20 protein-coding genes are annotated in these 26,323 nt (G+C 42.9%); 14 read left to right on the top strand and 6 right to left on the bottom strand.

Going from position 1 to position 26,323, the window contains the following annotated elements; all coding sequences use genetic code 11:
* The first annotated feature begins 46 nt into the window (after positions 1 to 46).
* Genes J5A55_RS06045 through lpxA form a run of 3 tightly spaced genes read left to right on the top strand, consistent with a single transcriptional unit; the run spans position 47 to position 5,525 of the window.
* Complete coding sequence (locus J5A55_RS06045) at positions 47 to 3,310, top strand: efflux RND transporter permease subunit (RefSeq protein ID WP_004383831.1); 3,264 nt, start codon at positions 47 to 49, stop codon at positions 3,308 to 3,310.
* A 21-nt stretch (positions 3,311 to 3,331) separates the two neighbouring features.
* Positions 3,332 to 4,711: an efflux transporter outer membrane subunit gene (locus J5A55_RS06040; RefSeq protein WP_004383832.1), complete on the top strand. Its 1,380-nt coding sequence runs from the start codon at positions 3,332 to 3,334 to the stop codon at positions 4,709 to 4,711.
* 31 nt (positions 4,712 to 4,742) lie between these two features.
* Positions 4,743 to 5,525, top strand: a complete 783-nt coding sequence (gene lpxA / locus J5A55_RS06035) for an acyl-ACP--UDP-N-acetylglucosamine O-acyltransferase (protein WP_004383833.1) — start codon at positions 4,743 to 4,745, stop codon at positions 5,523 to 5,525.
* Between the two features lie 182 nt (positions 5,526 to 5,707).
* Here lpxA and J5A55_RS06030 read toward each other — a convergent pair whose 3' ends face one another.
* Entirely contained in the window at positions 5,708 to 6,490 is a 783-nt protein-coding gene (locus tag J5A55_RS06030) for a radical SAM protein (protein ID WP_039851460.1), read from the bottom strand.
* A 184-nt stretch (positions 6,491 to 6,674) separates the two neighbouring features.
* Here J5A55_RS06030 and J5A55_RS06025 point away from each other — a divergent pair, with 184 nt between their 5' ends.
* From J5A55_RS06025 to J5A55_RS05995, 7 genes are all read left to right on the top strand, one after another.
* On the top strand, positions 6,675 to 7,553 hold the full coding sequence (locus J5A55_RS06025) for a cell division protein FtsX (protein ID WP_004383835.1): 879 nt from the start codon (positions 6,675 to 6,677) through the stop codon (positions 7,551 to 7,553).
* A 37-nt stretch (positions 7,554 to 7,590) separates the two neighbouring features.
* A complete protein-coding gene (locus J5A55_RS06020; protein ID WP_004383836.1) occupies positions 7,591 to 7,833 on the top strand; it encodes a DUF3098 domain-containing protein in 243 nt (80 codons plus the stop codon).
* Positions 7,833 to 8,693, top strand: a complete 861-nt coding sequence (locus J5A55_RS06015; protein WP_004383837.1) for an undecaprenyl-diphosphate phosphatase — start codon at positions 7,833 to 7,835, stop codon at positions 8,691 to 8,693. The genes J5A55_RS06020 and J5A55_RS06015 overlap by 1 nt, the downstream gene beginning before the upstream one ends.
* Before the next feature lie 26 nt (positions 8,694 to 8,719).
* The gene (gene truB, locus J5A55_RS06010) at positions 8,720 to 9,418 is read left to right on the top strand and encodes a tRNA pseudouridine(55) synthase TruB (RefSeq protein WP_004383838.1); all 699 of its coding nucleotides are present in this window, start codon (positions 8,720 to 8,722) and stop codon (positions 9,416 to 9,418) included.
* A 20-nt stretch (positions 9,419 to 9,438) separates the two neighbouring features.
* Positions 9,439 to 10,623 (top strand): S-adenosylmethionine:tRNA ribosyltransferase-isomerase, encoded by a 1,185-nt coding sequence (locus J5A55_RS06005; protein ID WP_004383839.1) that lies wholly within the window; start codon positions 9,439 to 9,441, stop codon positions 10,621 to 10,623.
* 1 nt (position 10,624) lies between these two features.
* Positions 10,625 to 11,035 (top strand): 2-amino-4-hydroxy-6-hydroxymethyldihydropteridine diphosphokinase, encoded by a 411-nt coding sequence (folK, locus tag J5A55_RS06000; RefSeq protein ID WP_004383840.1) that lies wholly within the window; start codon positions 10,625 to 10,627, stop codon positions 11,033 to 11,035.
* A gap of 113 nt (positions 11,036 to 11,148) precedes the next feature.
* Positions 11,149 to 13,587 (top strand): C10 family peptidase, encoded by a 2,439-nt coding sequence (locus J5A55_RS05995; RefSeq protein ID WP_004383841.1) that lies wholly within the window; start codon positions 11,149 to 11,151, stop codon positions 13,585 to 13,587.
* Positions 13,588 to 13,661: 74 nt separating this feature from the next.
* Here J5A55_RS05995 and rpsO read toward each other — a convergent pair whose 3' ends face one another.
* A complete protein-coding gene (rpsO, locus tag J5A55_RS05990; protein ID WP_004383844.1) occupies positions 13,662 to 13,937 on the bottom strand; it encodes a 30S ribosomal protein S15 in 276 nt (91 codons plus the stop codon).
* A 203-nt stretch (positions 13,938 to 14,140) separates the two neighbouring features.
* Here rpsO and typA point away from each other — a divergent pair, with 203 nt between their 5' ends.
* From typA to J5A55_RS05975, 3 genes are all read left to right on the top strand, one after another.
* Complete coding sequence (gene typA / locus J5A55_RS05985; protein ID WP_004383846.1) at positions 14,141 to 15,943, top strand: translational GTPase TypA; 1,803 nt, start codon at positions 14,141 to 14,143, stop codon at positions 15,941 to 15,943.
* Between the two features lie 345 nt (positions 15,944 to 16,288).
* A complete protein-coding gene (locus tag J5A55_RS05980; RefSeq protein WP_004383847.1) occupies positions 16,289 to 17,503 on the top strand; it encodes a DUF1810 family protein in 1,215 nt (404 codons plus the stop codon).
* A 105-nt stretch (positions 17,504 to 17,608) separates the two neighbouring features.
* Positions 17,609 to 18,292: a porin family protein gene (locus tag J5A55_RS05975; protein WP_004383848.1), complete on the top strand. Its 684-nt coding sequence runs from the start codon at positions 17,609 to 17,611 to the stop codon at positions 18,290 to 18,292.
* A gap of 249 nt (positions 18,293 to 18,541) precedes the next feature.
* On the opposite strand, the gene J5A55_RS05970 is transcribed toward J5A55_RS05975, so the two are convergent.
* The 3 genes from J5A55_RS05970 to J5A55_RS05960 form a co-directional block, all read right to left on the bottom strand.
* A complete protein-coding gene (locus J5A55_RS05970; protein ID WP_004383850.1) occupies positions 18,542 to 19,894 on the bottom strand; it encodes an MATE family efflux transporter in 1,353 nt (450 codons plus the stop codon).
* A 121-nt stretch (positions 19,895 to 20,015) separates the two neighbouring features.
* The gene (locus J5A55_RS05965) at positions 20,016 to 20,501 is read right to left on the bottom strand and encodes an S-ribosylhomocysteine lyase (protein WP_004383851.1); all 486 of its coding nucleotides are present in this window, start codon (positions 20,499 to 20,501) and stop codon (positions 20,016 to 20,018) included.
* A gap of 51 nt (positions 20,502 to 20,552) precedes the next feature.
* Positions 20,553 to 21,251, bottom strand: coding sequence for a 5'-methylthioadenosine/adenosylhomocysteine nucleosidase (locus J5A55_RS05960; RefSeq protein ID WP_004383852.1), 699 nt, complete (start codon positions 21,249 to 21,251; stop codon positions 20,553 to 20,555).
* 107 nt (positions 21,252 to 21,358) lie between these two features.
* On the opposite strand from J5A55_RS05960, the gene J5A55_RS05955 reads away from it, so the two are divergent.
* Positions 21,359 to 23,866, top strand: coding sequence for a YfhO family protein (locus J5A55_RS05955; protein WP_004383853.1), 2,508 nt, complete (start codon positions 21,359 to 21,361; stop codon positions 23,864 to 23,866).
* Positions 23,867 to 24,498: 632 nt separating this feature from the next.
* Here J5A55_RS05955 and ettA read toward each other — a convergent pair.
* Positions 24,499 to 26,196 (bottom strand): energy-dependent translational throttle protein EttA, encoded by a 1,698-nt coding sequence (gene ettA, locus J5A55_RS05950; protein WP_004383854.1) that lies wholly within the window; start codon positions 26,194 to 26,196, stop codon positions 24,499 to 24,501.
* Between the last annotated feature and the right edge of the window lie 127 nt (positions 26,197 to 26,323).

The following is a 26,323-nucleotide window of genomic DNA, read 5'->3' as shown; positions in this document are numbered from 1 at the left end:
TAAGCTAAGTTTTTATCCATCTCCATAATTCAAAAGAACAATATTTATGACATTTACTAATTTCATTAAACGACCGGTTCTATCAACGGTTATATCCATCTTCTTTGTACTTTTGGGTATAATCGGTTTGATGTCACTGCCTATTGAGCAGTATCCGGATATCGCACCACCTACGATTTCGATATCAACATTTTATCAAGGTGCAGATGCGCAGACCGTATTGAATTCTGTAATCACACCATTGGAAGAAAGTATCAATGGTGTGGAGAATATGACTTATATCCAGTCAACTGCGACAAATGCGGGTATGGCGATGATTACGGTCTACTTCAAGCAAGGTGCTGATCCCAATATGGCTGCGGTCAACGTGCAGAACCGTGTTTCGCAAGCACAGGCTTTGTTACCTGCTGAAGTTACCCGTGTGGGTGTGACGGTATCAAAGCGTCAGAGTTCAAACGTCGTCATGTATTCATTGACAACAGATGATGGTCGATATGACGATGAGTTCCTGACGAACTATAACAACATCAACATCGTTCCAATGTTGAAGCGTGTCAATGGTGTGGGTGACGTACAGACGCCTGGTATGAAGACTTACTCAATGCGTATATGGCTCCAGCCAGATAAGATGAAGCAGTATGGTCTTGTCCCTTCTGATATCTCTGGTGCTCTTGCAGAACAGAACATTGAGGCGGCACCAGGTTCCTTCGGTGAGCAAAGTAAGCTCAAGTTCGAGTACACCATGCGCTATAAAGGACGTTTGAAGACGCCAGAAGAGTATGGTAATATTATCATCTCTAGCAATACAAATGGTCAGACTCTTCACTTGCGTGATGTGGCAAAGGTGGAATTAGGCGGTTTGCAATATTCCGTTGCCATGCGTAACAATGGGCAACCTGCTGTATTAGGTATGGTTAACCAGGTGGCTGGTTCAAATGCTACACAGATTGCTGATGACGTAAAAGCAGCCTTGGCTGACGCCCAAAAGCAAATGCCTCCTGGGATGAAGGTCACGATTGAGCAAGATGTAACCGAATTCCTTTTTGCTTCTATCGAAGAGGTAGTACGCACACTGGTAATTACTTTGGTCTTAGTGTTCTTTGTTGTGTATGTCTTCCTACAGGACTTCCGCTCTACACTCATCCCTATGATTGCTGTACCAGTAGCCTTGATTGGTACGTTCTTCTTCCTTTGGGTCTTTGGCTTCTCCATCAACCTTTTGACACTGTCGGCATTGTTATTAGCGATTGCCATCGTGGTGGATGATGCCATTGTGGTGGTTGAGGCTGTTCATGCAAAACTCGATTTAGGTTATAAGAGTGCTATGACGGCTGCCATTGATGCAATGAATGAGATTTCAGGAGCTATCATCTCTATTACTTTGGTGATGTCAGCAGTGTTCGTTCCAGTATCATTTATTGGTGGAACATCAGGTACTTTCTATCGTGAGTTCGGTGTAACTATGGCGGTATCAATCGTTATCTCTGCTCTGAATGCTTTGACATTGTCACCTGCCTTATGTGCTATCTTCTTGAAGCCACATAGTGATGACGAGGAACACAAGAAGCTGTCACGCATTGACAGATTCCACATGGCATTCAATACACAGTATGATAAGATCAATGCGAAGTATCAGAAGAAAGTAGAGAAGATTATCAACCATCGTTGGATTTCAGGTACAGCTGTAGTCGTAGGTTTCGTAGCTCTTGTGCTTACAATGACCTTCACAAAGACAGGTCTTGTACCTGATGAGGATACAGGAACATTGTTCGCTATGGTCAGTATGCCTCCAGGGACATCACAAGAAGAGACTCAAAAGGTAGTTGATCAAGTAGATAAAATGTTGGCAAATAACCCTTATATCGAGCGTCGTGAACAGATCGTTGGTTACAACTTCTTGGCTGGTCAGGGGTCTAATCAGGCAACTTTCATTGTTAAGTTGAAGCCTTTTGCCGAGCGTGAATATGGCATGTTCGACCGTATTAAGTCGGTATTCACGGGTGCTGGTATTGCTGGATTATTCATTGACCCAACTTCTTCTAATATGATTTTGGGCATGATTTACAAGCAAACAGCCAGTATTAAGGGTGCGCAGGTAATAGCCTTTGCACCGCCAATGATTCCTGGTTATGGTATGTCGAATGGTCTTTCTTTCTCTTTACAAGATAAGACAGGTGGAGATTTGAATAAATTCTTTAAGGTTGCACAGGATTACCTCGCTGCTTTGAACAAGCGTCCGGAGTTCAGCCGAGCACTTACCACTTACAACCCGAACTATCCACAATACATGGTGGATGTAGATGTTGCGAAAGCAAAGCAGGCAGGTACATCACCAGCAGCTATTCTTTCTGTATTGCAGGGATACTATGGTGGTATGTATGCGTCCAACTTTAATGCATACGGTAAGCTCTTCCGTGTGATGATACAAGGAACAGCAGAGAGCCGCATGGACGAGTCGAGCATGAATAACATCTATGTTCGAACAGCAGCGGGTATGGCTCCAGTAAGTGAGTTCTGTACGTTGAAGCGTGTTTATGGACCGTCAAATATCACTCGTTTCAACCTCTTTACCTCTATTGCGGTTAATGCGACACCGGCAAACGGGGTCTCTTCTGGAGAGGCTATTAAGGCCGCAGAGGAAGTGGCAAAGCAAGTGTTACCACAGGGATATGGCTATGAGTTCTCCGGCTTAACACGTTCAGAGCAGGAGTCATCGAACTCAACAGCGATGATCTTCGTCCTTTGTATCGTGTTTGTCTACTTGATTCTTAGTGCACAATATGAGAGTTATATCCTTCCATTAGCCGTTATCTTGTCAATACCATTCGGTCTTGCTGGTGCGTTCATATTCACGATGACCTTCGGGCATAGCAACGATATCTACATGCAAATATCCTTGATTATGTTGATTGGATTGTTGGCAAAGAACGCCATCCTTATCGTTGAGTTTGCTCTGGAGCGTCGCCGAACAGGTATGGCAATCAAGTATGCAGCCATCTTAGGTGCTGGCGCACGTCTTCGTCCTATCCTTATGACGTCTTTGGCAATGGTTGTCGGATTGTTGCCATTGATGTTTGCAAGCGGTGTAGGTCATAATGGTAACCAGACATTGGGTGCTGCTGCCGTCGGAGGTATGTTGATTGGTACACTCTGTCAGGTGTTTGTTGTACCAGCTCTGTTCGCTGGCTTCCAGTACTTACAAGAGCGTATTAAGCCTATTGAGTTTGAAGATGAGGCTAGTCTCGACGTCATTAAGGAACTCGAGAAATACGCGAAAGGTCCTGTACATGATTATAAGGTAGAAGAGTAGTACTATATTAAAAGAACAATAATGAAGAATAAAAATATAATCATCATAGCCCTTGCAGCCCTGTCATTGACAGGCTGTAAGAGTCTCTACGGCAATTACGAGCGTCCCGATGTGAAGACGAATGGGATTGTGAGAGACCCTGTTGATGACAAGGCAACGCTTGAGGGAGCCAATGACTTTGGTAACCTCCCATGGCGCAGTGTCTTTACCGATCCTCAATTACAGGCACTTATTGAAAAAGCTCTTAATAATAATCCCGACCTGATCAATGCTGCTTTGAACATTGATATTGCCGAACAGCAGGTGAAGACATCAAAGTTGGCGTTCTTACCATCTGTGGTCTTCGCACCGACGGGTACGATTTCTCACTTTGGTTCGCACACGCCTTCCACCCAGTCTTACACACTCCCTGTCTCTGCAAGTTGGGATGTTGATCTCTTTGGAAAGCTGCGTTCCCAGAAGAAAGCAGCCCAGATGATGCTCCTTCAGTCGAAGGATTACAGGGTAGCTGTGCAGACAAATCTTATCTGCAACGTTGCCAATCTCTATTATACATTGCTGATGCTCGATCGTCAGAAGCAGATAATAGATGATATGTCAGGACTGACAAAGAACACCTGGGACATGATGAAACTCCAAATGGAGTATGGACGTGCTCGTTCAACGAGTGTTCAGAGTGCAGAAGCAGCTTACTATAGTGTACAGACACAGGGCGCAGACATCCGTCGTCAGATACGTGAGACCGAGAACGCTCTTAGTCTTCTTCTTGGTGAACCAGCGCAAGGTATTGCTCGCGGTAGTCTAGCCAATCAGAGCTTACCGGCGAATTTCGCAGGTGGTATTGGTGTACAACTTCTAAGCAATCGTGCCGATGTGCATGCAAACGAAATGGCGTTGGCTCAATGCTTCTATAATATTCAGCAGGCACGCAGTCGTTTCTATCCAGCATTGAACATATCACCTACTGGCGCGTGGACCAATAGCAATGGCATGGTTAACCCTGGCAAGTTGCTCTTGAGTGTAGTTGGTAGTTTGACACAGCCCATCTTCATGCGCGGACAATTGAAAGCAGGTTTGCGTGTTGCTGAAGATAAGTATAAGCAAGCATATAACACATGGCAGAATAGTATTCTCAAGGCTGGTTCAGAAGTGAGCAACGCCCTTGTTGCTTATAATTCAGCTGGTGAGAAAGAGAAGTTGCAGCAACAACAAATAGATGTTCTGAAGCAGAATGTAGAGCACACACAGATGCTCTATGCACAAAGCTCAAGTACCTATCTTGAAGTTATCACCGCTCAGCAGAGCTTACTTAACGCAGAAATATCACAAGTGAAAGAGCAGTTTACGAAGCTACAATCTATCGTCAATCTGTATAATGCACTTGGTGGTGGTTCTAAGTAAATTGTTTGTTTAATTCTTAGTATTCAAGAGTATGAGTAGCGTAATTAGTCCAAAAGCCGAAGTCTCTCCGAAAGCAAAGATTGGAGACGGCTGTAAGATATTTCCATTTGTGTATATAGAAGACGATGTCGTCATCGGTGATAACTGTGTTATCTTCCCCTTTGTTAGTATTTTAAATGGTACTCGAATGGGAAGTGGAAACAAGATTCACCAAGGGTCGGTGCTTGCTGCTTTGCCACAGGATTTCAATTTCGTGGGTGAAAAAAGCGAACTGGTGATGGGTGATAACAACATTGTTCGAGAGAATGTGGTTATCAATCGTGCCACACACCGTGGCTGTAAAACCATTATTGGCTCGAATAATTTCCTCATGGAAGGCGCACATATTAGCCACGATACCATTGTAGGTGACAAGTGTGTCTTTGGCTATGGTGCGAAGATTGCAGGCGATTGTAAGATTGAAACGGGAGCGATTATCTCTTCAAACGTTGTGGAGAAAGCGAACACACGCGTAGGCGAGTATGCAGTGGTACAAGCAGGTACAACCTTCTCGAAGGACGTTCCTCCTTATATTATCGCTGGTGGTGCACCAATTGAATATCATGGTGTTAACACAACTATTGGTAAGCGAGCTGGTGTTGATGAGAAGGTTCTCAAGCACATTGCCAATGCTTATCGTCTGTTGTTCCATGGGCAGACATCAGTTTTCGATGCTTGTATTCAGATAGAACAACAAGTACCAGCTTCGCACGAGATTCGTAATATCGTTGACTTCGTGCGAGCAACGGAAGAAGGAATCATTAGTAAAATCTAAATTTCATATCAATGTTTTTTTGATGAGAGGAAAGACTAACCGTGAGGTTAGTCTTTCTGTTTTATATTCCTTCTAATGTTTATTTCTAAAAGCTTTGGAGTTTTTCTCAAAAAGCTTAAGAGCCTTTGGGAAATAATTACTTACATATATAATCTATGGGTATGGATTGTTTTATAAAATATCTAGTAGGATGCAGTGCAAGGAATGCCCATGGCAATTACTTTGTCACGAATGGTATTTAGTTCTTCAGGAGAAGCCTTGAGGAGATGCTGGTCAGGGGTTTCTCGATCAATGGTGTAAATCATTACCTCACGTGGAGCAATCTCTTTCACAACCTTGAGCCATGGAGTAACGAAAGAATCAGAAGTGTTGTCAACATCGACCCCTTCGTCAGTCGTTCCTTTTAGAAACATTGTTTGAATGATTGCCTGTCCCTTAAAAGCCTTGATGTCAGCAATGATACGATTCACGTCGTAGGATGGTTGTGTCGGTCGATCCACCTTTTTTATATATCCCATGTCAATCGTGTCTAGCTTCAAAATGTTGTTATCCACCTTTGATAATGCTTCATGAACCTTTGGGCGATGAATGAATGTAGAATTACTGAGGACAGAAATCTTTGCTTGGGGGCAATACTTATCACGTAGACGGATAGTGTCATCAATAATCTCAGCGAAATGAGGATGTGAAGTAGGCTCTCCGTTACCAGCGAAAGTTAGTACGTCAGGATGGATGTTATCCTTAATCATCTCTTTGAGTTTGTTCTCCAATGCCGTAGTAACAAGTTCACGGGCAGGGTGGGGCGTCTTCGTTCGATGATCTTCGTTAAATCCACATTCGCAATAAATGCAATCGAAGGTGCATATTTTACCATCGGCTGGCATAAGATTAATACCAAGAGAAACGCCCAAACGACGGCTATGTACGGGTCCAAAGATAGGTGAAGGATAAATAATCGTACTCATTATGCTTTTTGTTTTAATGTTTGAAAAGGAGGTACGAGTGCAAAGATAAGATAAATAAATTGTATCGTTAAGCGGCATAAAGATAAATAAAAGGAGAAGTCTAAATAAACTATAATTTCTTTTGCTGTTCTTTTATTTTGCTGTATCTTTGCAGCAATTTCGGTGAATTATACCCTTTTCAGAAATGGCAAAAAAAAGAAATAAAGCCCGCAACCGTCATAGTTTGCAGGTTATTACGCTATGTATTAGCACGGCGATGGTGCTGATGCTCATCGGTATGGTTGTACTGACAGGCTTCACCAGTCGTAACCTTAGTTCATACGTAAAGGAGAATCTGACCATTACGATGATTCTTCAACCTGATATGAGTACAGAAGAGAGTGCTGCGCTTTGTCAGCGTGTACGCTCGTTACATTATATCAATAGTTTGAATTTTGTCAGTAAGGAAGAAGCCTTGAAAGAGGGAACTCGTGAATTAGGGGCTAATCCTGCAGAGTTTGCAGGTGAGAATCCATTTACGGGTGAGATAGAGTTGCAATTGAAAGCGAACTATGCGAATAATGATTCTATTAAGACGATAGCACAGGAATTACGTACTTATCGGGGGGTGAGTGATATTACTTATCCTCAAAACCTGGTAGAGAGTGTGAACAACACTTTGGCTAAGATTAGTCTTGTTTTGTTGGTTATTGCAGTTCTGTTGACGATTGTTTCGTTCTCTTTGATTAATAATACAATCAGATTGAGTATTTACGCACGTCGTTTCTCTATTCATACAATGAAACTGGTTGGTGCTTCTTGGGGCTTTATTCGTGCTCCCTTCCTTCGTAGAGCGGTGCTAGAAGGACTGGTTTCAGCATTAATGGCAATTGTTGCTTTGGGTATTGGGATGTGCTTCTTATATGATTATGAACCTGATATTACAAAGGTTTTATCGTTAGAAGCCTTACTCATTACAGCAGTTGTGATGGTGGCTTTTGGCGTATTAATTGCAACACTCTGCTCATGGTTATCGGTAAATAAGTTCCTGCGAATGAAGGCTGGTGACTTGTACAAGATATAATCACCTTCTTTCACTCCTCATAATTCCTCAAATAAATATGGATAAAAGAAATTTAGCCTTTGGTAAGGTCAACTTTATCATGTTGGCAATTGGACTTGCTATTGTTATCATTGGATTCATTCTATTGAGTGGTGGTAGTTCAACAGAAACAGCATTTGATCCAAGTATTTTTAGTGCACGTCACATCAAGGTGGCACCAGTAGTGACTTTCATCGGATTTATTTCTATTATCGGTGCAATTATCTATAAGCCGAAAGATACAAATGATAAGGAGGTATAATGACACTTATACAAACTATCATTATCTCCATTGTGGAAGGATTAACAGAGTTTCTTCCTGTTTCTTCTACAGGTCACATGATTATCACCCAACATCTCTTGGGCGTTTCACAAGGTAGTCCCTTTGTACATGCCTTTACATTCATTATTCAGTTTGGCGCAATCCTTTCTGTTGTATGTCTGTATTGGAAACGCTTCTTCCACATTGACCGTACACCTGTTCCAGCTGATGTAGAGAATCCGTTTTTGCGTTTTATTCATCCATTAAGATTCTACTGGTTGCTCTTTGTTGGAGTTTTGCCAGCTGTAGTGATAGGTTTAGCTGCAAAGAAGAGTGGTTTACTCGACTGGTTGCTCGATTCTATTTGGGCTGTAGCAATTATGTTGGTTGTTGGTGGTATCTTCATGCTTTTCTGCGACAAGATATTCAATAAAGGTAGAGAAGAAAATAAGGTGAACGAAAAACGTGCCTTCAATATTGGTTTGTGGCAGTGTTTATCCGTGATTCCAGGAACGAGCCGTTCTATGGCAACGATTGTTGGAGGTATGGCAAACGGACTCACACGTAAGCGTGCAGCAGAATACTCTTTCTTCTTGGCAGTACCAACAATGGCTGGTGCTACACTGTTAGATCTTCTAGATATACTGAAAGAAGATGCCACATGGGTGAATACTCATGATTTGATAATGCTCGCTGTTGGCTGTGTTGTATCCTTTGTAGTCGCATTGTTAGCCATGAAGTGGTTTGTTAGCTTCCTTACTAAGTATGGCTTTAAAGTCTTTGGCTGGTATCGAATCATTATTGGTATTATCATTATCGTGATGTTGCTCTCTGGCATATCATTGAATATGGTTGATTAATCCACCTTTATTATATAGCAATCCTTATGAACTTCAAAGAAGGAGTAATCATCCCGATTGATAAACCCTACGGCATAACGAGTTTCAAAGCGTTGGCTCATGTACGTTATCTCTGTACACAAGCTAATGATGGAAAAGTGAAGATTGGTCATGCGGGAACGTTAGATCCCTTGGCAACGGGTGTATTGATTCTTGCTACGGGAAAGATGACAAAGCAAATAGAAACATTGCAGGCGCACACGAAGGAATATGTTGCTACATTACAATTGGGAGCTACAACTCCTAGTTATGATATGGAACATGAGGTGAACGAGAAATTTCCTGTAGAGCATATCACACGTGAGTTGATAGATAAGACTTTGCCACAATTCGTGGGTGATATAGAACAGATACCGCCAACCTATAGTGCTGTGAAGGTGGATGGGAAACGCGCTTTTGACTATCGTCGTAGTGGAAAAGAGGTTGTATTGAAGGCTAAAAATATCCATATAGATGAGATAGAAGTCTTGAACTTTGATACAGCTAAGATGCAATTGACAATTCGGGTTGGATGTGGTAAAGGTACTTACATTCGTGCATTGGCTCGCGATTTAGGACGAGCAATGAATAGCGGAGCCTATCTCACTGCATTGCGACGTACAAGAGTTGGTGACGTAAAAGTCGAAGATTGTGTTAATTATGATCAGTTTGAGACATGGCTCCAACAACAAATAATAGATAAATAAAACTCTCCCAAAATATTAATATGAAGCTTTCACAATTCAAATTCAATTTACCTAAAGAGCAGGTTGCCCTATATCCTCATTCTTCTAAACGTGTATTGACACGTTCTGATGGTAGTACGCAGACTTTCACAATCACTCGCCGAGATGAAAGCCGGTTAATGGTTGTACATCGTAAGTCTGGCAAGATTGATATGTTTAAGGGTGAAGTGAATGGAGATCCAACAGAGGATGATTATATCCGCTTCAAAGATGTCTTCGATTACTTTGAAGAGGGTGATGCCTTTATATTCAATGATACAAAGGTGTTCCCTGCTCGTTTGTATGGTACTAAGGAGAAGACAGATGCAAAGATAGAGGTGTTCTTGCTTAGAGAACTTAATCAAGAGATGCGCCTATGGGATGTGTTGGTTGAGCCTGCCCGTAAGATTCGTATTGGTAATAAACTCTTCTTTGATGAATCAGGAACAATGGTTGCAGAGGTAATTGACAATACTACCTCACGTGGTCGTACACTTCGTTTCCTATATGATTGTCCTCACGAGGAGTTTAAACGAGAGTTATTCGCTTTAGGTGAAGCGCCATTACCACGTTACATCATTGATAATCGTCCAAAGGAAGAAGGAGAAGAATTCGCTCATGCAACGAAAGAAGATATGGAGAACTTCCAGTCTGTCTTTGCAAGGAATGAGGGAGCAGTATCTGCGCCAGGTACTAATATTCACTTCTCTGAACACATGATGAAGATGATGGAGATTCGTGGGATAAAGAAATCGTTTATCACTTTGCATTGTGGTTTGGGTAACTTCCATGATATAGAGGTGGAGGATCTGACTAAACATAAGATGGATTCTGAAGAGATGCACATCAATGCTGAGGCTTGTGAGATTGCTAACAATGCAAAGAAAGCAGGACATCATTTATGTGCTGTTGGTGCGAGTGTAGTAAAAGCGACAGAGACAGCTGTTGGTACTGATGGTATGTTGAAGGAATATGATGGTTGGACTAATGAGTTCATCTTCCCGCCTTACAACTTTGGTTTCGCAGATTCTATGTTGGTTAACTTCTATCAACCTTATTCAACTCTATTGATGGAAACAGCAGCTTTTGGAGGTTATGACCTTATAATGGAAGCTTATGACAAAGCTGTGAAGAATGGTTATATGTTTGGTTGCTTCGGTGATTCATTGTTGATTCTCAACGATTAATATGCACATAGTTTATTTATCCCTCGGCACAAATCTTGGCAATAGAAAGGCTATTATGCACGAGGCAATAACACGAATAGGAGAAAAGATTGGCACAGTATTGCGCCAATCTTCTTTTCACGAGACAGAGCCTTGGGGATTTGAAAGTCCTAATCTCTTTCTCAATGCTTGTGTATGTGTGTCTACTTCTCTTGCTCCCCGACAGTTATTAGAGGCAACACAAGCCATAGAAATAGAGATGGGAAGAGTGAAGAAGTCAATCAATGCACAATATACAGACCGTATCATAGATATTGATATTCTGCTTTATGACAACTTAAATATCAACGAACCAAACCTTGTTATCCCTCATCCTTTGATGGAAGAACGCGATTTTGTGATGTTACCTTTAAAGGAAATATGGGACGACTGAATCGTCTACATGCAACAATATAAACTAAATCTATTTGTTTTGAGAGCTCTCAAACACAATAATCTTGATATAAAATATAACAAACCAATATACTTGACTAATAATATAAACAAATGAAAAGAACAATCTTGCTGGTGTTAACTGTGTTTGCAAGTATTTTATTAGCTAACGCAGACCCTATCACCAAAGCACAGGCTTTGAGTATTGCCTCAAAATATATTAATAAACCAATACTCTCTGGCAATTCTCCTAAGACCCGCTCGTTACAAGCTAATGAGCAACCAGCTTATTACATTTTTACTAATCTAAACGACAAGAAATTCGTTATTATCTCTGGAGAAAGTAAACTCAATGAGCTCGTAGGTTATGGAGATAAGATGACAGAAAACCCCAACGACCAGCCTCCATACTTCAAACTGTTCTTAAAGGAATATGAACGTGTTGTAAAAGAAGTGCGTTCTAAAGCTACAGCTACTACCCCACAGCGTCCTATAAAACGAAAGGTAGAACCCTTGCTTACTTGTAAGTGGAGCCAGTATGACCCTTTCAATAAGTACACCCCACTGAGTAATGGACAGCATACACCTACTGGATGTGTTGCAACAGCCACAGCACAGGTGATGTTCTACAATAAATGGCCTAAGAATAGACCACAAGATTATATAGCATCGACAGGTGATGATGCTAAGAAGAGTGCTACTTATTGGTGGGATGAAATGAAGAACACGACTAATGAGATGAGAACGGAACATTCTCGACAAGCCGTTGGCGTATTGATGTCTGACATCGGTAAGGCTGTCAATATGAGATACTATTATAGAGGTAGTGACTCAAACTTACAATATGCCTGCAATGCACTTCGTGATAAGTTCGACTATACCGTGCGTTATATTGACAAAAACTTCCTTCCTGCCAATGACTTCCTCAATGAGGTGATGCAAGAAATCTCAGACGGATATCCAGTCTTAGTAGTAGGTGGACCTCATGCCTTTGTTTATGATGGCTATGATGAGCAAGGCCTCATTCACACCAACTGGGGCTGGGGAGGCGAAAACGACGGATACTTCGACATCAACATAGTTACCCTTAATGTTTCAGGCTTTGCCCTCAATAGTGGAACATTCTGGGACGACATCTCAGTTGTCTTTGCCCATCCTAACGACGGTAAGGCTACACCTTTCAAGGATATAGAGCGCGGATTAGATGCAAGAACCACCACTTCACTCACTATTGACAAGACAGAAGCAAACCGTTCTGAAAGTTTTAGTGCAAAGATTGAGAAGTTGGGCTCGTATAGTTCGGTGAAAGGTGAACTTGGTGTATTCACTGGAAAGGTAGCACTTGCCCTCTATAATGATAAGAACGAACGAGTAAAAATCTTTAACTCAACTGCTGGCGACCAAACATGGGCATCCATCTTTACTTCCATGTCCTTTGATATTGCTGACATTAACTTTAAGGATATTGCTGACGGAAACTACCGTTTGGTTCCAGTATTCTCTGAGATGCTCGATACCAAGACGAAGAAACACGGTGACTGGAAGCCAATCAATCACGCCAATGAAATAGAAGTAAACCTCACCCCAAATGCAGTACAGCTCAATACAAACAACCCAAAGGATGTGGTTGTTATTGAAAAGGCTCCAAGCCTACTTGCACCTTACTATGAAGGCTCTGGATTTAAGGGTGCATACAGTTTCACGATGTACAACCCTGGACGCGAAGAGGTGCGTGGTGAGCTTGTGATGACACTTAAAAATCAAGAGACAAAGCAAGAATATAATGGTTATCTACTTACCCCAAACGTTGTTGCACAACGTCTTGGACGAACAACCTTTGTCATTAATATGCTTCCACTATATTACAACAAACCAAGTTTAGGTAATCTTCCAAGAGGTAAATATGACGTCACACTATCTATAAAGGTCAATCGAAAGGGAACAGAAACCATTGTTCCTATTGACATGAAAGAGCCATTTGAGATTGAAGTACTACCTTATGTCAATAATGGGAATATCGAATTAACTTTCCTCGACTACTATGCGGATGGTGAATACGCCAATTACAGCACCTTCCAACTTAATAAGATAAAGAATATCAGTCTGCAAGTACATTCTAAAGTATCTGGCTATCAGATAAGAAATGGTTATCGTGGATCTATCCATTATCGCCTACTCGATTTGACAAGTAATAAGTGGATTGAATTGGGAACAGTTCGTAATGTTTATCTTCCTTGTGATATAGACAACAATGCAGCCGAGACACGTATCACATTCGCTGCTTCGCTGTTAGAACCTAACCATTCATACGAAATACACATAGAGGTTGAAAGGGATGGGAAACGAGAAGACATTTGGAATCCCAATACGTTACGCAACGTATTTAATACGGTAGATGAGTTGAAACCTACTGGCATTGACTTGCTTAAGGAAGACAAAAAAGCAGTAAAGAATATATTTACTCTGCAAGGTGTCCGCTTATCAAAGACTTGGGAAGAACTCCCTGTAGGCATCTATGTTATAGATGGTAAGAAGGTGATAAAGACAAGATAACAGAAAAAAGGTAAGAAAGGAAAGCTTAAATAGCTTTGACTTTCTTACCTTTTATATTTTACTTAGCTGAAGTCTTACTTGCGGAGACCTAAAGCCTTAACGATAGCACGATAACGTTCAATGTCACGATCGTAGAGATACTTGAGTAAAGCACGACGCTTACCAACGAGCTGTGTCAATGAACGAGTTGTAACATAATCCTTACGATTCTTTTTAACATGCTCTGTCAAGTGCTTGATACGATAAGAGAACAAAGCAATCTGGCTCTCTGCAGAACCTGTGTCTGTTGCTTTCTGTGCCTTACCGAACTGTGCGAAGATCTCTTCTTTCTTTGTTTTTTCTAAATACATAACTTTGTTTTGATTAATTATTTGTGCAATTACATTCTTCTATTGCCAGTCTGCCTTAATCACAACAGACCACAACATCAAATGCATCGGAATCTCCGAAAACGCGGTGCAAAGATACAACTTTTTCTCTGAACGACAAGCGTTTTCCATTTTTTATTAGTACTTTTGCACCGTAATTCAGCGTAAGTTTTTAAGGTAAATACATGCAAGATATTCGTAACATCGCAGTTATTGCGCACGTTGACCATGGTAAAACGACCTTGGTTGACAAGATGATGCTCGCTGGTAAGCTTTTCCGTGATGGACAAGACAACAGTGGAGAAGTTCTCGACTCTAATGACTTGGAGCGTGAACGAGGGATAACGATTTTAAGTAAGAATGTAAGTATCAATTGGAAAGGTGTAAAGATTAATATCCTCGATACTCCTGGTCACTCTGATTTTGGTGGTGAGGTAGAGCGTGTATTGAACATGGCAGATGGTTGCCTATTGCTCGTAGATGCTTTTGAAGGTCCTATGCCACAAACTCGTTTTGTGTTGCAAAAGGCTTTGCAATTAGGTTTGAAGCCTGTTGTTGTTATCAATAAGGTAGACAAACCTAACTGTCGTCCAGAGGAAGTATACGAGATGGTGTTCGATCTTATGTGTGACTTGAATGCTACAGAGGAGCAGTTAAACTTCCCAGTTGTCTATGGTTCTGCTAAGAATGGTTGGATGAGTGAAGACTGGAAGAAGCCTACTGATAATATTGAATATTTGCTAGATCTTATTCTCGAAGCAATTCCTGCACCTAAGCAGCTCGAGGGTACACCACAGATGTTGATTACATCTTTGGATTACTCAAGCTATACTGGTCGTATTGCTGTCGGTCGTGTACATCGTGGTACATTGAAGGATGGTCAGAATATAACAATCTGCCATCGTGATGGAACACAAGAACGCACGAAGATAAAGGAGCTTCATACTTTCGAAGGTATGGGACATAAGAAGACCGATCATGTCGATTCAGGTGATATTTGTGCTGTAATTGGTTTGGAGAAGTTCGAGATAGGTGATACAATCGCAGATTTTGAGAACCCAGAACCATTACCACCTATTGCGGTAGATGAGCCTACTATGAGTATGCTCTTCACCATTAATGACTCTCCTTTCTTTGGTAAAGAAGGTAAGTTCTGTACTTCTCGCCACATTAGTGATCGTTTGAACAAAGAGTTAGAGAAGAACCTAGCATTGCGTGTTCGTCCAGTAGAAGGTTCAATGGATAAGTGGATTGTCAGTGGTCGTGGTGTTCTTCACCTCTCAGTTCTTGTTGAGACAATGCGTCGTGAGGGCTACGAGCTTCAAGTCGGACAGCCACAAGTTATCTACAAGGAGATTGATGGTCAGAAATGTGAGCCTATCGAGGAATTGACAATCAATGTACCAACAGACTTCTCAAGTAAGATGATTGATATGGTAACACGTCGTAAAGGCGACTTGTTGGGTATGGATGCAGAGGGAGATCGTGTTAACATTACCTTCGAAATCCCATCACGTGGTATCATAGGTCTACGTACTAACGTCCTTACTGCTAGTCAGGGCGAGGCTATTATGGCGCATCGTTTCAAGAACTATCAGCCTTTTAAGGGTGAGATAGTACGCCGTACCAATGGTTCAATGATTGCTCTTGAGACTGGAACAGCCTATGCTTATGCTATTGATAAGCTCCAAGATCGTGGTAAGTTCTTCATTGATGCAGGTGAAGAAGTATATGGTGGACAGGTTGTAGGCGAGCACGTTCATGATAACGACCTTGTTATCAACGTTACAAAGGCAAAGCAGTTGACCAATGTCCGTGCTTCTGGTTCTGATGAGAAGGCTCGTGTTATACCAAAGACAGAAATGAGTCTTGAGGAATGTCTTGAGTATATCAAGGCTAACGAGTATGTTGAGGTAACGCCAAAGAACATCCGTATGCGCAAGATAACGCTTGATCATTTGGAGCGTAAACGCGAGAACAAGGATTAAATCTTATTTCAATCATAAGACGAGGGGCGACTATCCAGTGGGATAGTCGCCCCTCTCTTTATTACTAATTTTTTGTTTATTGTAGTTGCTGTCACTTTTAACACTTCTCGTAACGGTCTTGTAGTTAGTAGATTATAACGTCAATATTATGACAGGAGTGACAGCAACTTTAAAAATAACCATCTTCTTATTTTGTCCCTTCCGTTAGTTTTCCTCTATTTTCATTTGTTTCATTAATGGATTATAGCTATTTTTGTATTCGGGTTTGTAGCCTTTTGTATAACTCCCGTTTGTTATATCAAAGGTAAGATATTATTGATTAACAGGTATGTAAAGTCGTAGTCTATGTTAGGAGCAATAGTTGGAGACATCATAGGGTCAGCCTATGAGTTTAATAATACGAAGCGGAAAGAGTTTCATTTGTTTACTCCGAGGAGTAAATTCACAGATGATACGGTGATGACGTTGGCTGTGGCTCGATGGTTGTGTGGCAATAAGGAACATCGCAAAGAAACACTGGTTCGACACATGCAAGAGCTTGGCAGACATTATCCAATGGCTGGTTATGGCGGTAGTTTTATGCGTTGGTTGTATAATCCAGAGCCTCGACCTTATAATAGCTATGGGAATGGCTCTGCTATGAGGGTAAGCCCCGTTGCTTTCTATGCGCATAGTTTACAGGAAGCATTAGGTCTTGCAAAGATATCAGCAGAGGTGACACACAATCATCCCGAAGGTATAAAAGGAGCACAAGCAATTGCTTCCTCCATTTATCTTGCACGTCATGGAGCAACGAAAGAAGAGATTAAGAGCTATGTAGAGGAGCACTTTCATTATGATTTAAGTCGGCAATTGGATGATATCCGACCTACTTATTCCTATGATATGTCTTGTCAGAATTCTGTCCCACAGGCTCTTTTAGCTTTCCTTGAAGGCGCCAATTTTGAAGATGTGATACGTTTAGCGGTATCTACAGGAGGCGATTCTGATACGATAGCAGCAATGGCTGGTGGTATAGCCCAAGCCTTTTACGTGATTCCGAAGAAGCTTTCAAGTTATTGCTATGCCCTTCTGACTCCCGAGTTGCGTGGTGTTCTTAATGATTTTGAAGACTTGTTGGGCTGTCGAGAGGCTGATCCTTTTAATATTGAACGTTTTATAGAGGCACAGAATACGAGCAATACTTATCGCCAAGCATTGGTAGAAATGCAGCAAGGACACAAGCAGACGCATTGGATATGGTTTATTTTCCCACAGCTAAAAGGCTTTGGTCACAGTGCGTATTCGCAGTATTATGGGTTGGCTGATACCGACGAAGCACGCACTTATCTGGCTCATCCACTATTGAACGAACGCTTACGCAAAATCACTAAAGCAGTCTTGTTGCATGGCAATATGGATGTGAAAAGGGTAATGGGGAGTAGTATTGATGCCGTTAAACTCAAATCTTCTATGACGCTATTTGACGTAGTTTGTCCTAATGATATCTTTGAAGAAGTACTGAAAATGTTCTATGGTGGGGAGCGAGATAGCCTAACCTTGAATAAGAATGGTTTATAAGAAGAGAGGATTTAAGTCTGATGAGCAAGCAGGGAGAGTATAATAAATAGCGAATAATATCGTTTTCTATGATGTAATCTTTAACTTAACAACATTCAAAACCAAATGAAACGGATAATTACATTAGCTTTCTTGAGTGCCATCTCGTTAGCTTCTTTTGCACAGAGTAGGGTTGGAACATGGTCGGTGATACCTCATGTTGGCGTGTCGATAGCCTCTCTAACTCATCAATCAGGCGGCACAGTGATTGGTGGTAATCAATCTCAAGAGGTGAAGCCACAGGCTCGCCCAGGTTTTACAGGCGGTGTCGATGTGATGTATCAGGCGTCTGATGTAGTTGGATTATCAGTCGGTTTAAGTTACGTTCAAGCAGGTTGTAAGTACAAGGACGTTGATGATAATGGTGTGATATGGCACGATCATTACGCTCGAACGGACTATATCTCTGTTCCTCTTTTGGGTCATTCTTACATTGCGCCGGGGCTTTCAATCAACGTAGGTGTCGCTCCTTCTTTCTTAATCTATGGTAACTATCATGCTGGAATGCTTAGTTATGACCTTGATGCAGATGGGCATAGAACGAATGTGCAAGAGGGTGTGATGGACATAGATACTAAGAAAGGACTACGTAAGTTCGACCTTTCAATCCCCGTTGGTATCAGTTATGAGTATGAGAATGTGGTGTTAGATGCTCGTTATAATATGGGTGTACTTAATGCTTATAAGCATGGACTAATCGCCCGCAATAAGGTCTTTGAGGTGTCTGTTGGTTATAAGTTTGATTTGTAAAAACAGCCCTATTACCTTCTTCTAATCTAACGGAAAGCCTCCTCAAGTCCCTCTGAAGGAGGGGATGTTGCCTAATGGAAGTTTGTTGGGAAAGTCTTGCTTGTTTTGAAGGAACGCCCTCTTCAATGCGAAGAAGGCGTTTCTTCATGTCAAAGAAACGCTTTCCTTAAATGGAGAAGAGGCTCTCTTAATTTGCTCACGTTCGTTCATCCTCCCTTTGAGGATGTTGGAAATGGGTTCAAAGACTACTTACTTCCCCCGTTGTTTCAATCTACGTAGAAGCCAGAAGTAAGCAGGGATAAGGAATAAATCAGCCATTATCCATGCGACAGGGTCGGCATAACAGACGCCTAACCATGCGAAGGTTGGTACTAACCAAAGGCTAACACCACAACGGGCAATCATTTCCATGACACCACTCATCATACTCAAATTGCTATATCCAAGCCCTTGAATACTATAACGGAGGATGACCAGCACACCTAATGACGGATAGAACCAGTTGGCTATACGCATGAGTTGAGCTGCATTAGCAATGACCTCTTGCTCACCACTATTGACAAAGAGCATCATCATCTCGTCTGCAAAAGGATAGATAATCGCTACTGTCAATACGAAGTAAGCCATCATAATCCACATAGAATCACGTACTCCCGTCTTTACTCGGTCTATTCTCTTAGCTCCAATGTTCTGTCCACAATAGGTTGCCATGGCTACGCCGATATTTTCCAGCACACAGGTGAAGAGATACTTAATGCGTATTGCCGCCGTAAACGACGCTACATAGATCGTACCCAGGGCGTTGTTTGCACTCTGAAGCATGATGATACCAATGGAAGTGATGGAGAATTGCAATCCCATTGGTATGCCATTGTTTAGTAGAATACTAATCTTCTTGTTATCAAAAGAGCGTTCCTCGCCCTTGGGAACAAGGATCGTTAGCTTCTTTTTAATATACCACCAACACAGAACGGAAGCAACAGCCTGACTCAAGAAAGTGGCGATACCTGCTCCTTCTACGCCCATTCTCAATAAGAGAATAAGCACGATATCAAGCAAGATGTTGAGGAATGACGATGCAATTAGGAAGTAGAAAGGTTGCTTCGAGTTCCCCAGTGCACGTATCTGACCTGATAGTAAGTTGTAAGCAATGGTAAATGGAATCGTACAGAACTGTAGGAAGAGGAAGACGTAAGCGTCATGGAACACATCCTCTGGCGTGTTGACGAGGTGAAGAATCTTACCACAAAAAACGCAAGAAAGCAATGTGATGACGATTGCCAATACAACGGCAATACGGATGGAATTGCTTACGTAGCATCGCATCTTGTGATAATCGCCTGCTCCGAAAGCCTGTGCTATAGGGATGGCGAAGCCTGCGCACGAACCATTACAGAACCCCATGATAAGAAACATGATACTGCTTGAGGCTCCAACAGCCGCTAATGCGTTCACTCCTATCCATCGCCCGACGATGGCGGCATCGATGATTAGATACATCTGCTGCAATAGGTAGCCGAGAATAAGGGGTATGGCAAACTTGATGATGGCACGAGATGGTGCGCCTTGGGTCATACTTTCTGTATGAATTGATTGTGGCATGGTGTGGTTGTGTTAGTGGTTGATGAGTTAATGGGTAGACAAGTTGACGAGTAGACAAGTTGTTTGCAATGAATACCGATACTATCAAGCAACTTGTCTACCCGTCTACTCGTCCACTTGTCTACTCTTTCTCCGGATACAGAAGATTAGCTTCTGTGATGTTATCCAGCACCTCTGTGAGGAATTTACGTGATTCCCACTTAGCCATGGGGAGGTCATGTAGTAGATAGTTACCGCAGTCGCGTGGTGCAGCACCGGGTATCTCACCCTCGTAATCAGCGACGAATTGGAAGGTGCGACGCATGAGTTCTACAATATCCTTCGACTCCAAGTCGCCTTGAAGGATAAGGTAATTACCCGTCAGGCAGCCCATTGGTCCCCAATATACAACTCGGTCTTTCCATTCCGGGTCGTTTCGAAGATAGGTAGCAGCCAAATGCTCAATAGTATGGATAGCCCCCACGTGCAGCACAGGCTCACGGTTTGGCTCCTTCATACGTATGTCGAAAGTGGTAACAACCTCGTTGCCTACCTCGTCTTTACGGCTTACGTAAATGCCACGTAGCAATCGCTCGTGGTCAATAGTGAATGATGGAATCTTGTTCATAGTTGCTTTCTTTTGTTGTTATATTGCTGTGTAACGAGGCACTCACTCCTTTTATATGATACTAATAAAGTGCTTCGTCACCTCGAAGCTACCGTTAGCTATTCTATTCCAGAAGTCGAAGTACTGGCTAGCCTTGTTATCCTTCAATGGAATATCACTGATGACGCGGAAGGATATAAAGGGTTTCTTGTAGACGTGGCAGACCTGTGCAATGGAGCAACTCTCCATGTCAACAGCCGTTGCCGATGGGAACTTATCAAGGATCTGTTGCATCTTCTCTCTTGTATTAACAAACCATTCGCCACTAACAGTGAGCCCTGCTTTGACATGAATATCCTTACAATCGTGGCGTGTATTTAGTGAGAGAGCCTTCTCAATAAGTGCTGATTGTGCTTTAAAACGGGCTGGCATCCCTATGATCTGACCGAACTGCACCTCGTCACCACAATATGCGTCATGGTAAGTACACTCGCTTGCTACCACCACATCAGTTACCTCCAAAGAGGTGTCGGCACCGCCTGCACAACCGCTTGATATAACTAAGTCGGGGTTGTAATGATTAATCATCTCCACAGCTCCAATAGCCGAGTTAACCTTACCAATACCACATTGTTGCAGGATAATCTCCTTATCCTCTAACGTTCCTGTTACGAAGTCTTTATGATGATAACGCTCTGTTTGCGTGTCTGAGAGAATTGACTTGAGTTGTGTGAACTCCTTGTCCATCGCAACGATGATTCCTATTTTCATACTGCAAAGGTACGAAAAAGTTAGAAGTTGGATGTTGTAAGTACTTTGTTTTTTGTAACTTTGCACGCATAATACGCATACTTTAGAAAGAACAAAAGGCTATTAAAATGAGAACTTATAAGAAATTTCTACCTGATGTAGTGGTTATCTTGGTGTTTGCGATTATCTCTTTCGCTTACTTCCTCGTGCCTATTACACAGGGAAAGATACTCTTTCAGCACGATGCATCGGCTGGTGTTGGCTCGGCACAGGAGTTTACAGAGTATCAGAATCGTACGGGTGAGACAACAAGATGGACTAATTCTATCTTCGGAGGTATGCCTACTTATCAGATGTCTCCATCTTATCAGTCGACTGATGGACTGTCACAAGTGATGAACGCATACCATCTCTGGTTGCCTGATAACGTATGGTTCCTCTTCGCCTACCTGTTAGGTTTCTATATTCTGTTGCGTGCCTTCGACTTCAGACAGACGTTAGCTGCACTCGGAAGTATCATGTGGGCATTCTCGTCCTACTTCCTAATTATCATCGCAGCAGGGCACTTGTGGAAGGTAATGGCATTAGCCTATCTACCGCCAATGATTGCTGGTATCGTCTTAGCCTATCGTGGTAGATACCTGTCGGGATTCATTGTTACGGCACTCTTCACGGCATTTGAGATAAAGGCGAACCACGTGCAGATGACGTATTACTACCTGTTTATCATCCTCTTCATGGTGATAGCTTACCTTGTAAAGGCTGTGCGTGAGAAGCAACTAGCAGGCTTTATGAAGTCGACTGGCGTCGTGGCAGCTGCCGCAGTGATTGGTATTGCAATCAATCTATCAAGCCTCTATCACACATGGCAGTATCAGAAGGAGAGCATGCGAGGCAAGAGTGAGTTGGTAAAGAAGGATGCCGCCAATCAAACAAGCTCTGGTTTAGATCGTGACTACATAACCCAATGGAGTTATGGCATTGATGAGACTCTAACGCTCTTAGTGCCTGATGCGAAGGGTGGGGCTACTGTCCCATTGAGCAAGAACGCCACTGCTATGGCAAAAGCCGACCCACAGATACAATCGATGATACCGCAACTCTATGATGCAATACCGCAATACTTTGGTACGCAGCCAGGCACTAGTGGACCTGTTTACGTGGGTGCTTTCGTGTTGTTCCTCTTCATCTTAGGATTGTTCATTGTGCGTGGCTCTATGAAATGGGCACTACTGGCGGCTACTGTTCTGTCGGTTCTTCTCGCATGGGGACATAACTTCATGGGCTTTACGAACTTCTTCCTCGATTATATACCGATGTATGCTAAGTTCCGAACTGTGGCTAGTATCCTCGTAATAGCCGAGTTCACGATACCTCTTTTGGCTGCTCTTGCCTTGAAGAAGATGGTTGATGAGCCTGAAGTACTTACCAAACAGATGAAGTTCGTTTACATCAGTTTAGCCCTTACAGCAGGTGTTGCGCTATTGATTGCCCTGTTCCCAGGTATGATGGAACCCTTTGTCAGCGACCAAGAGCGTCAGATGATTACCAGTATCCAAGGCATGGATGGCAATACTGCTAACACGATTTTAGCTAACATCGCAGCGATGCGTGAGGCAATGGTAAGTGCTGATGCATGGCGTTCGGTCATAGTGATCTTGATAGGTTTCGCCCTCTTGTTCCTCTACAAGATGAAGAAGTTACGTGCCGATTATATGGTTATCTGCATGGCGGTACTTTGTCTTGTTGATATGTGGCAAGTGGACAAACGATACCTAAATGATGAGATGTTTGTTCCCAAGAGTGAGCGTGATATGCCTCATCAAGCCACTTCCACTGACCTTGCCATTATGAAGGATAAGAGCCTTGACTACCGTGTGTTGAACCTCGCTTCGAACACCTTTAACGAGAACGAGACATCTTTCTTCCATAAGAGTATCGGTGGTTATCACCCAGCGAAGTTGCGTCGTTATCAAGAGATGATTGATGCTTACATTGCACCCGAGATGCAAGCTGCTATGCAGGCAATCGCTGCTAAGAATGGAAATATGCAGGAGGTGGATGGCGCGAAAGTGTTCCCTGTATTGAATATGCTTAACACGAAGTACTTCATCCTACCATTGCAAGGAGGTGCAACGATGCCTTTGCAGAATATTTATGCACAAGGGAATGGATGGTTCGTAGATAAGATTAACTATGTAGCTGATGCCAACGCGGAATATGCTGGAGTAGGTAAGATTGATGTACGTCACGAAGCCGTTGCAGATAAGAAGTTTGAGTCTGTCCTCGGACAAGCACAGAGTAACGATTCAACGGCTATAGTGAAACTCGTCAAGTATGAGCCTAACAACCTGCAATACACTATAGATTCTAAGAAGGGTGGAGTGGTTGTCTTCGCTGAAATCTATTATCCTGGATGGACAGCAACGATTGATGGTCAGCCTGCAGAACTCGGTAGGGTGAACTACATCCTACGTGCTTTGAATGTGAAGGCAGGCAAGCACACGGTTGTACTCGACTTCCATCCAACGAGTATATCCACGACTGAGACAATCGCTTACATCGCTATCGTCATCTTGCTCTTGGCTATTATTGGAGCGGGATATATGAGGTTTAAGAATCGAAAAGAAGCCTAATCTCCCAATAACAGCCCTACACAACCCCTCTACAGCCTCACCCCCAACCCCTCTCCGAATGGAGAGGGGAGTGATTAGGGACGGTGGGTAACGAGGTAACAACTTGTTTACCCGTTTACTCGTTAACGTGTTTACTCTCACACAATAGCATATATAAGAGGTGCTTTATGCAAGTGTTACACTCGCATGAAGCACTTCTTTTTGTTCGTAGGTGATAGGGCGAAGAGTAAAGACGGACGCTAATAGGTGCGCTCACTTATATGAAAGAATGCCCTGCATAGGCTTTTGTCACTCTCAAACCAGCGCATAGTAATGAGAGTTTCAGAGCCTGAGACTGTGTGTTTCAGAGCCTGAGACTGTGTGTTTCAAGCCTTGAGACTGTGTGTTTCAGAGCCTGAGACTGTGTGTTTCAGAGCCTGAAATTGTGTGTCTCGGAGCCTGAAACAATAAGTATCATAGTTTGAGATGCGTTCCATGTATTGAGTTACAATTCATTATATAGGCTTGTATAATTGTGTAGAATAATGGTTTTGCGGGTGATAAGACCTTATTGAACGAATAAGATATACATAAGAAAAAGGGGATGTATCAGTCGTTAATAACGCTTGTGATACATCCCCTTGAGTGAAGTTTTACTCTTCCATTAGTTTGCGATACCTGCCTTTCTTGATTTCTTCATTACCTAGACGGCGCGCTTTGTTAATCTCGTAATCGGAGAAACCGCCTTCGAAGAATACGACCTCGCCATTGCCTTCGAAAGCAAGGATGTGCGTACAAATACGATCGAGGAACCATCTGTCGTGGCTGATGACTACTGCACAACCTGCGAAAGCCTCTAAGCCTTCCTCAAGCGCACGTAGCGTATTCACGTCGATGTCGTTCGTTGGCTCATCGAGGAGTAACACATTGCCTTCCTGCTTAAGGGCTAATGCCAGTTGCAAGCGGTTGCGCTCACCACCAGATAGCACTGAACAGAGTTTGCTCTGGTCGGTTCCTGAGAAGTTGAAACGTGACAGATAAGCACGCGAATTGATGTCACGCCCACCCATGCGGATGGTTTCGTTGCCCTGTGCCACTACGTCATAAACGGTCTTGTTAGGGTCGATGTCCTTGTGTTGCTGGTCTACATAAGCCAACTTAACGGTCTCACCCACCTCAAACGTACCGCCATCTACCTGCTCAAGTCCCATGATGAGGCGGAAGAGGGTGGTCTTTCCTGCACCATTAGGACCGATGACACCAACGATACCATTAGGTGGCAACATGAAGTTGAGGTCGTTGAATAGCACCTTATCGCCAAACGCCTTCTTCACGTGCTGCGCCTCAATCACCTTATTACCGAGACGTGGACCATTCGGGATAAATATCTCTAACTTCTCTTCGCGCTGCTTCTGTTCCTCGTTGAGCATTTGTTCGTATGAGTTCAAACGAGCCTTACCTTTTGCCTGTCGAGCCTTTGGTGCCATGCGAACCCACTCCAGTTCTCGCTCGAGAGTCTTACGTCTCTTCGATGCAGACTTCTCTTCCTGTTCCATGCGTTTGGTCTTTTGATCGAGCCAAGAAGAGTAGTTTCCCTTCCAAGGAATCCCTTCCCCGCGGTCGAGTTCGAGTATCCATTCGCTCACATCATCTAGGAAGTAACGGTCGTGAGTGACGGCAATAACGGTGCCTTCATACTGCTGTAAGTGCTGTTCCAACCAATCGATACTCTCTGCATCGAGGTGGTTGGTAGGCTCATCAAGCAGTAGAACGTCGGGCTTCTGTAGGAGTAATCGGCACAAGGCAACGCGTCTGCGCTCACCACCAGACAGATTTGTCACAGGCAAATCGCCCTTAGGACAGCGCAAGGCATCCATCGCCCGTTCCAGTCGAGAGTCGATGTTCCATGCGTCAGTAGCGTCGATGATGTCTTGAAGTTCAGCCTGTCTCTGCATGAGTTTATCCATCTTGTCGGCATCAGAGTAATACTCCTCCAAGCCGAACTTCACATTGATATCGTCATACTCTTTGAGTGCGTCATAGATTTGTTGCACTCCCTCCATGACGTTCTCTTTGACTGTTTTACTCTCATCGAGCGGTGGATCCTGTGGTAGATAGCCCACCGAATAACCCGGGCTCCACACAACTTCACCCTGCGTAGGCTCTACGAGCCCTGCAATAATCTTCATTAAGGTGGACTTACCCGCACCATTAAGACCAATGATACCTATCTTTGCGCCGTAGAAGAACGATAGATAAATGTTCTTCAGGATTTGTTTTTGGTTCTGTGGGATGATCTTTGACACGCCCACCATTGAGAAGATAATCTTCTTGTCGTCAACTGTTGCCATTGAATGTACTGTTTTGTTTGGTGGACAAAGATAGCTAAAATAATCCGTATTGACAAATCAATAGCATTGCAGAAGGGCGTCTGCTCGAAATGAAGAGAGCCTTTCCTTTATGCGAGAAGAGGGTGTG

It is taken from the genome of Prevotella veroralis, from assembly GCF_018127765.1.
In the GTDB taxonomy this organism is placed as follows: domain Bacteria; phylum Bacteroidota; class Bacteroidia; order Bacteroidales; family Bacteroidaceae; genus Prevotella; species Prevotella veroralis.
The sequence above is the reverse complement of the archived record's forward strand: the minus strand, read 5'-3'. Positions and strand labels throughout refer to the sequence as shown.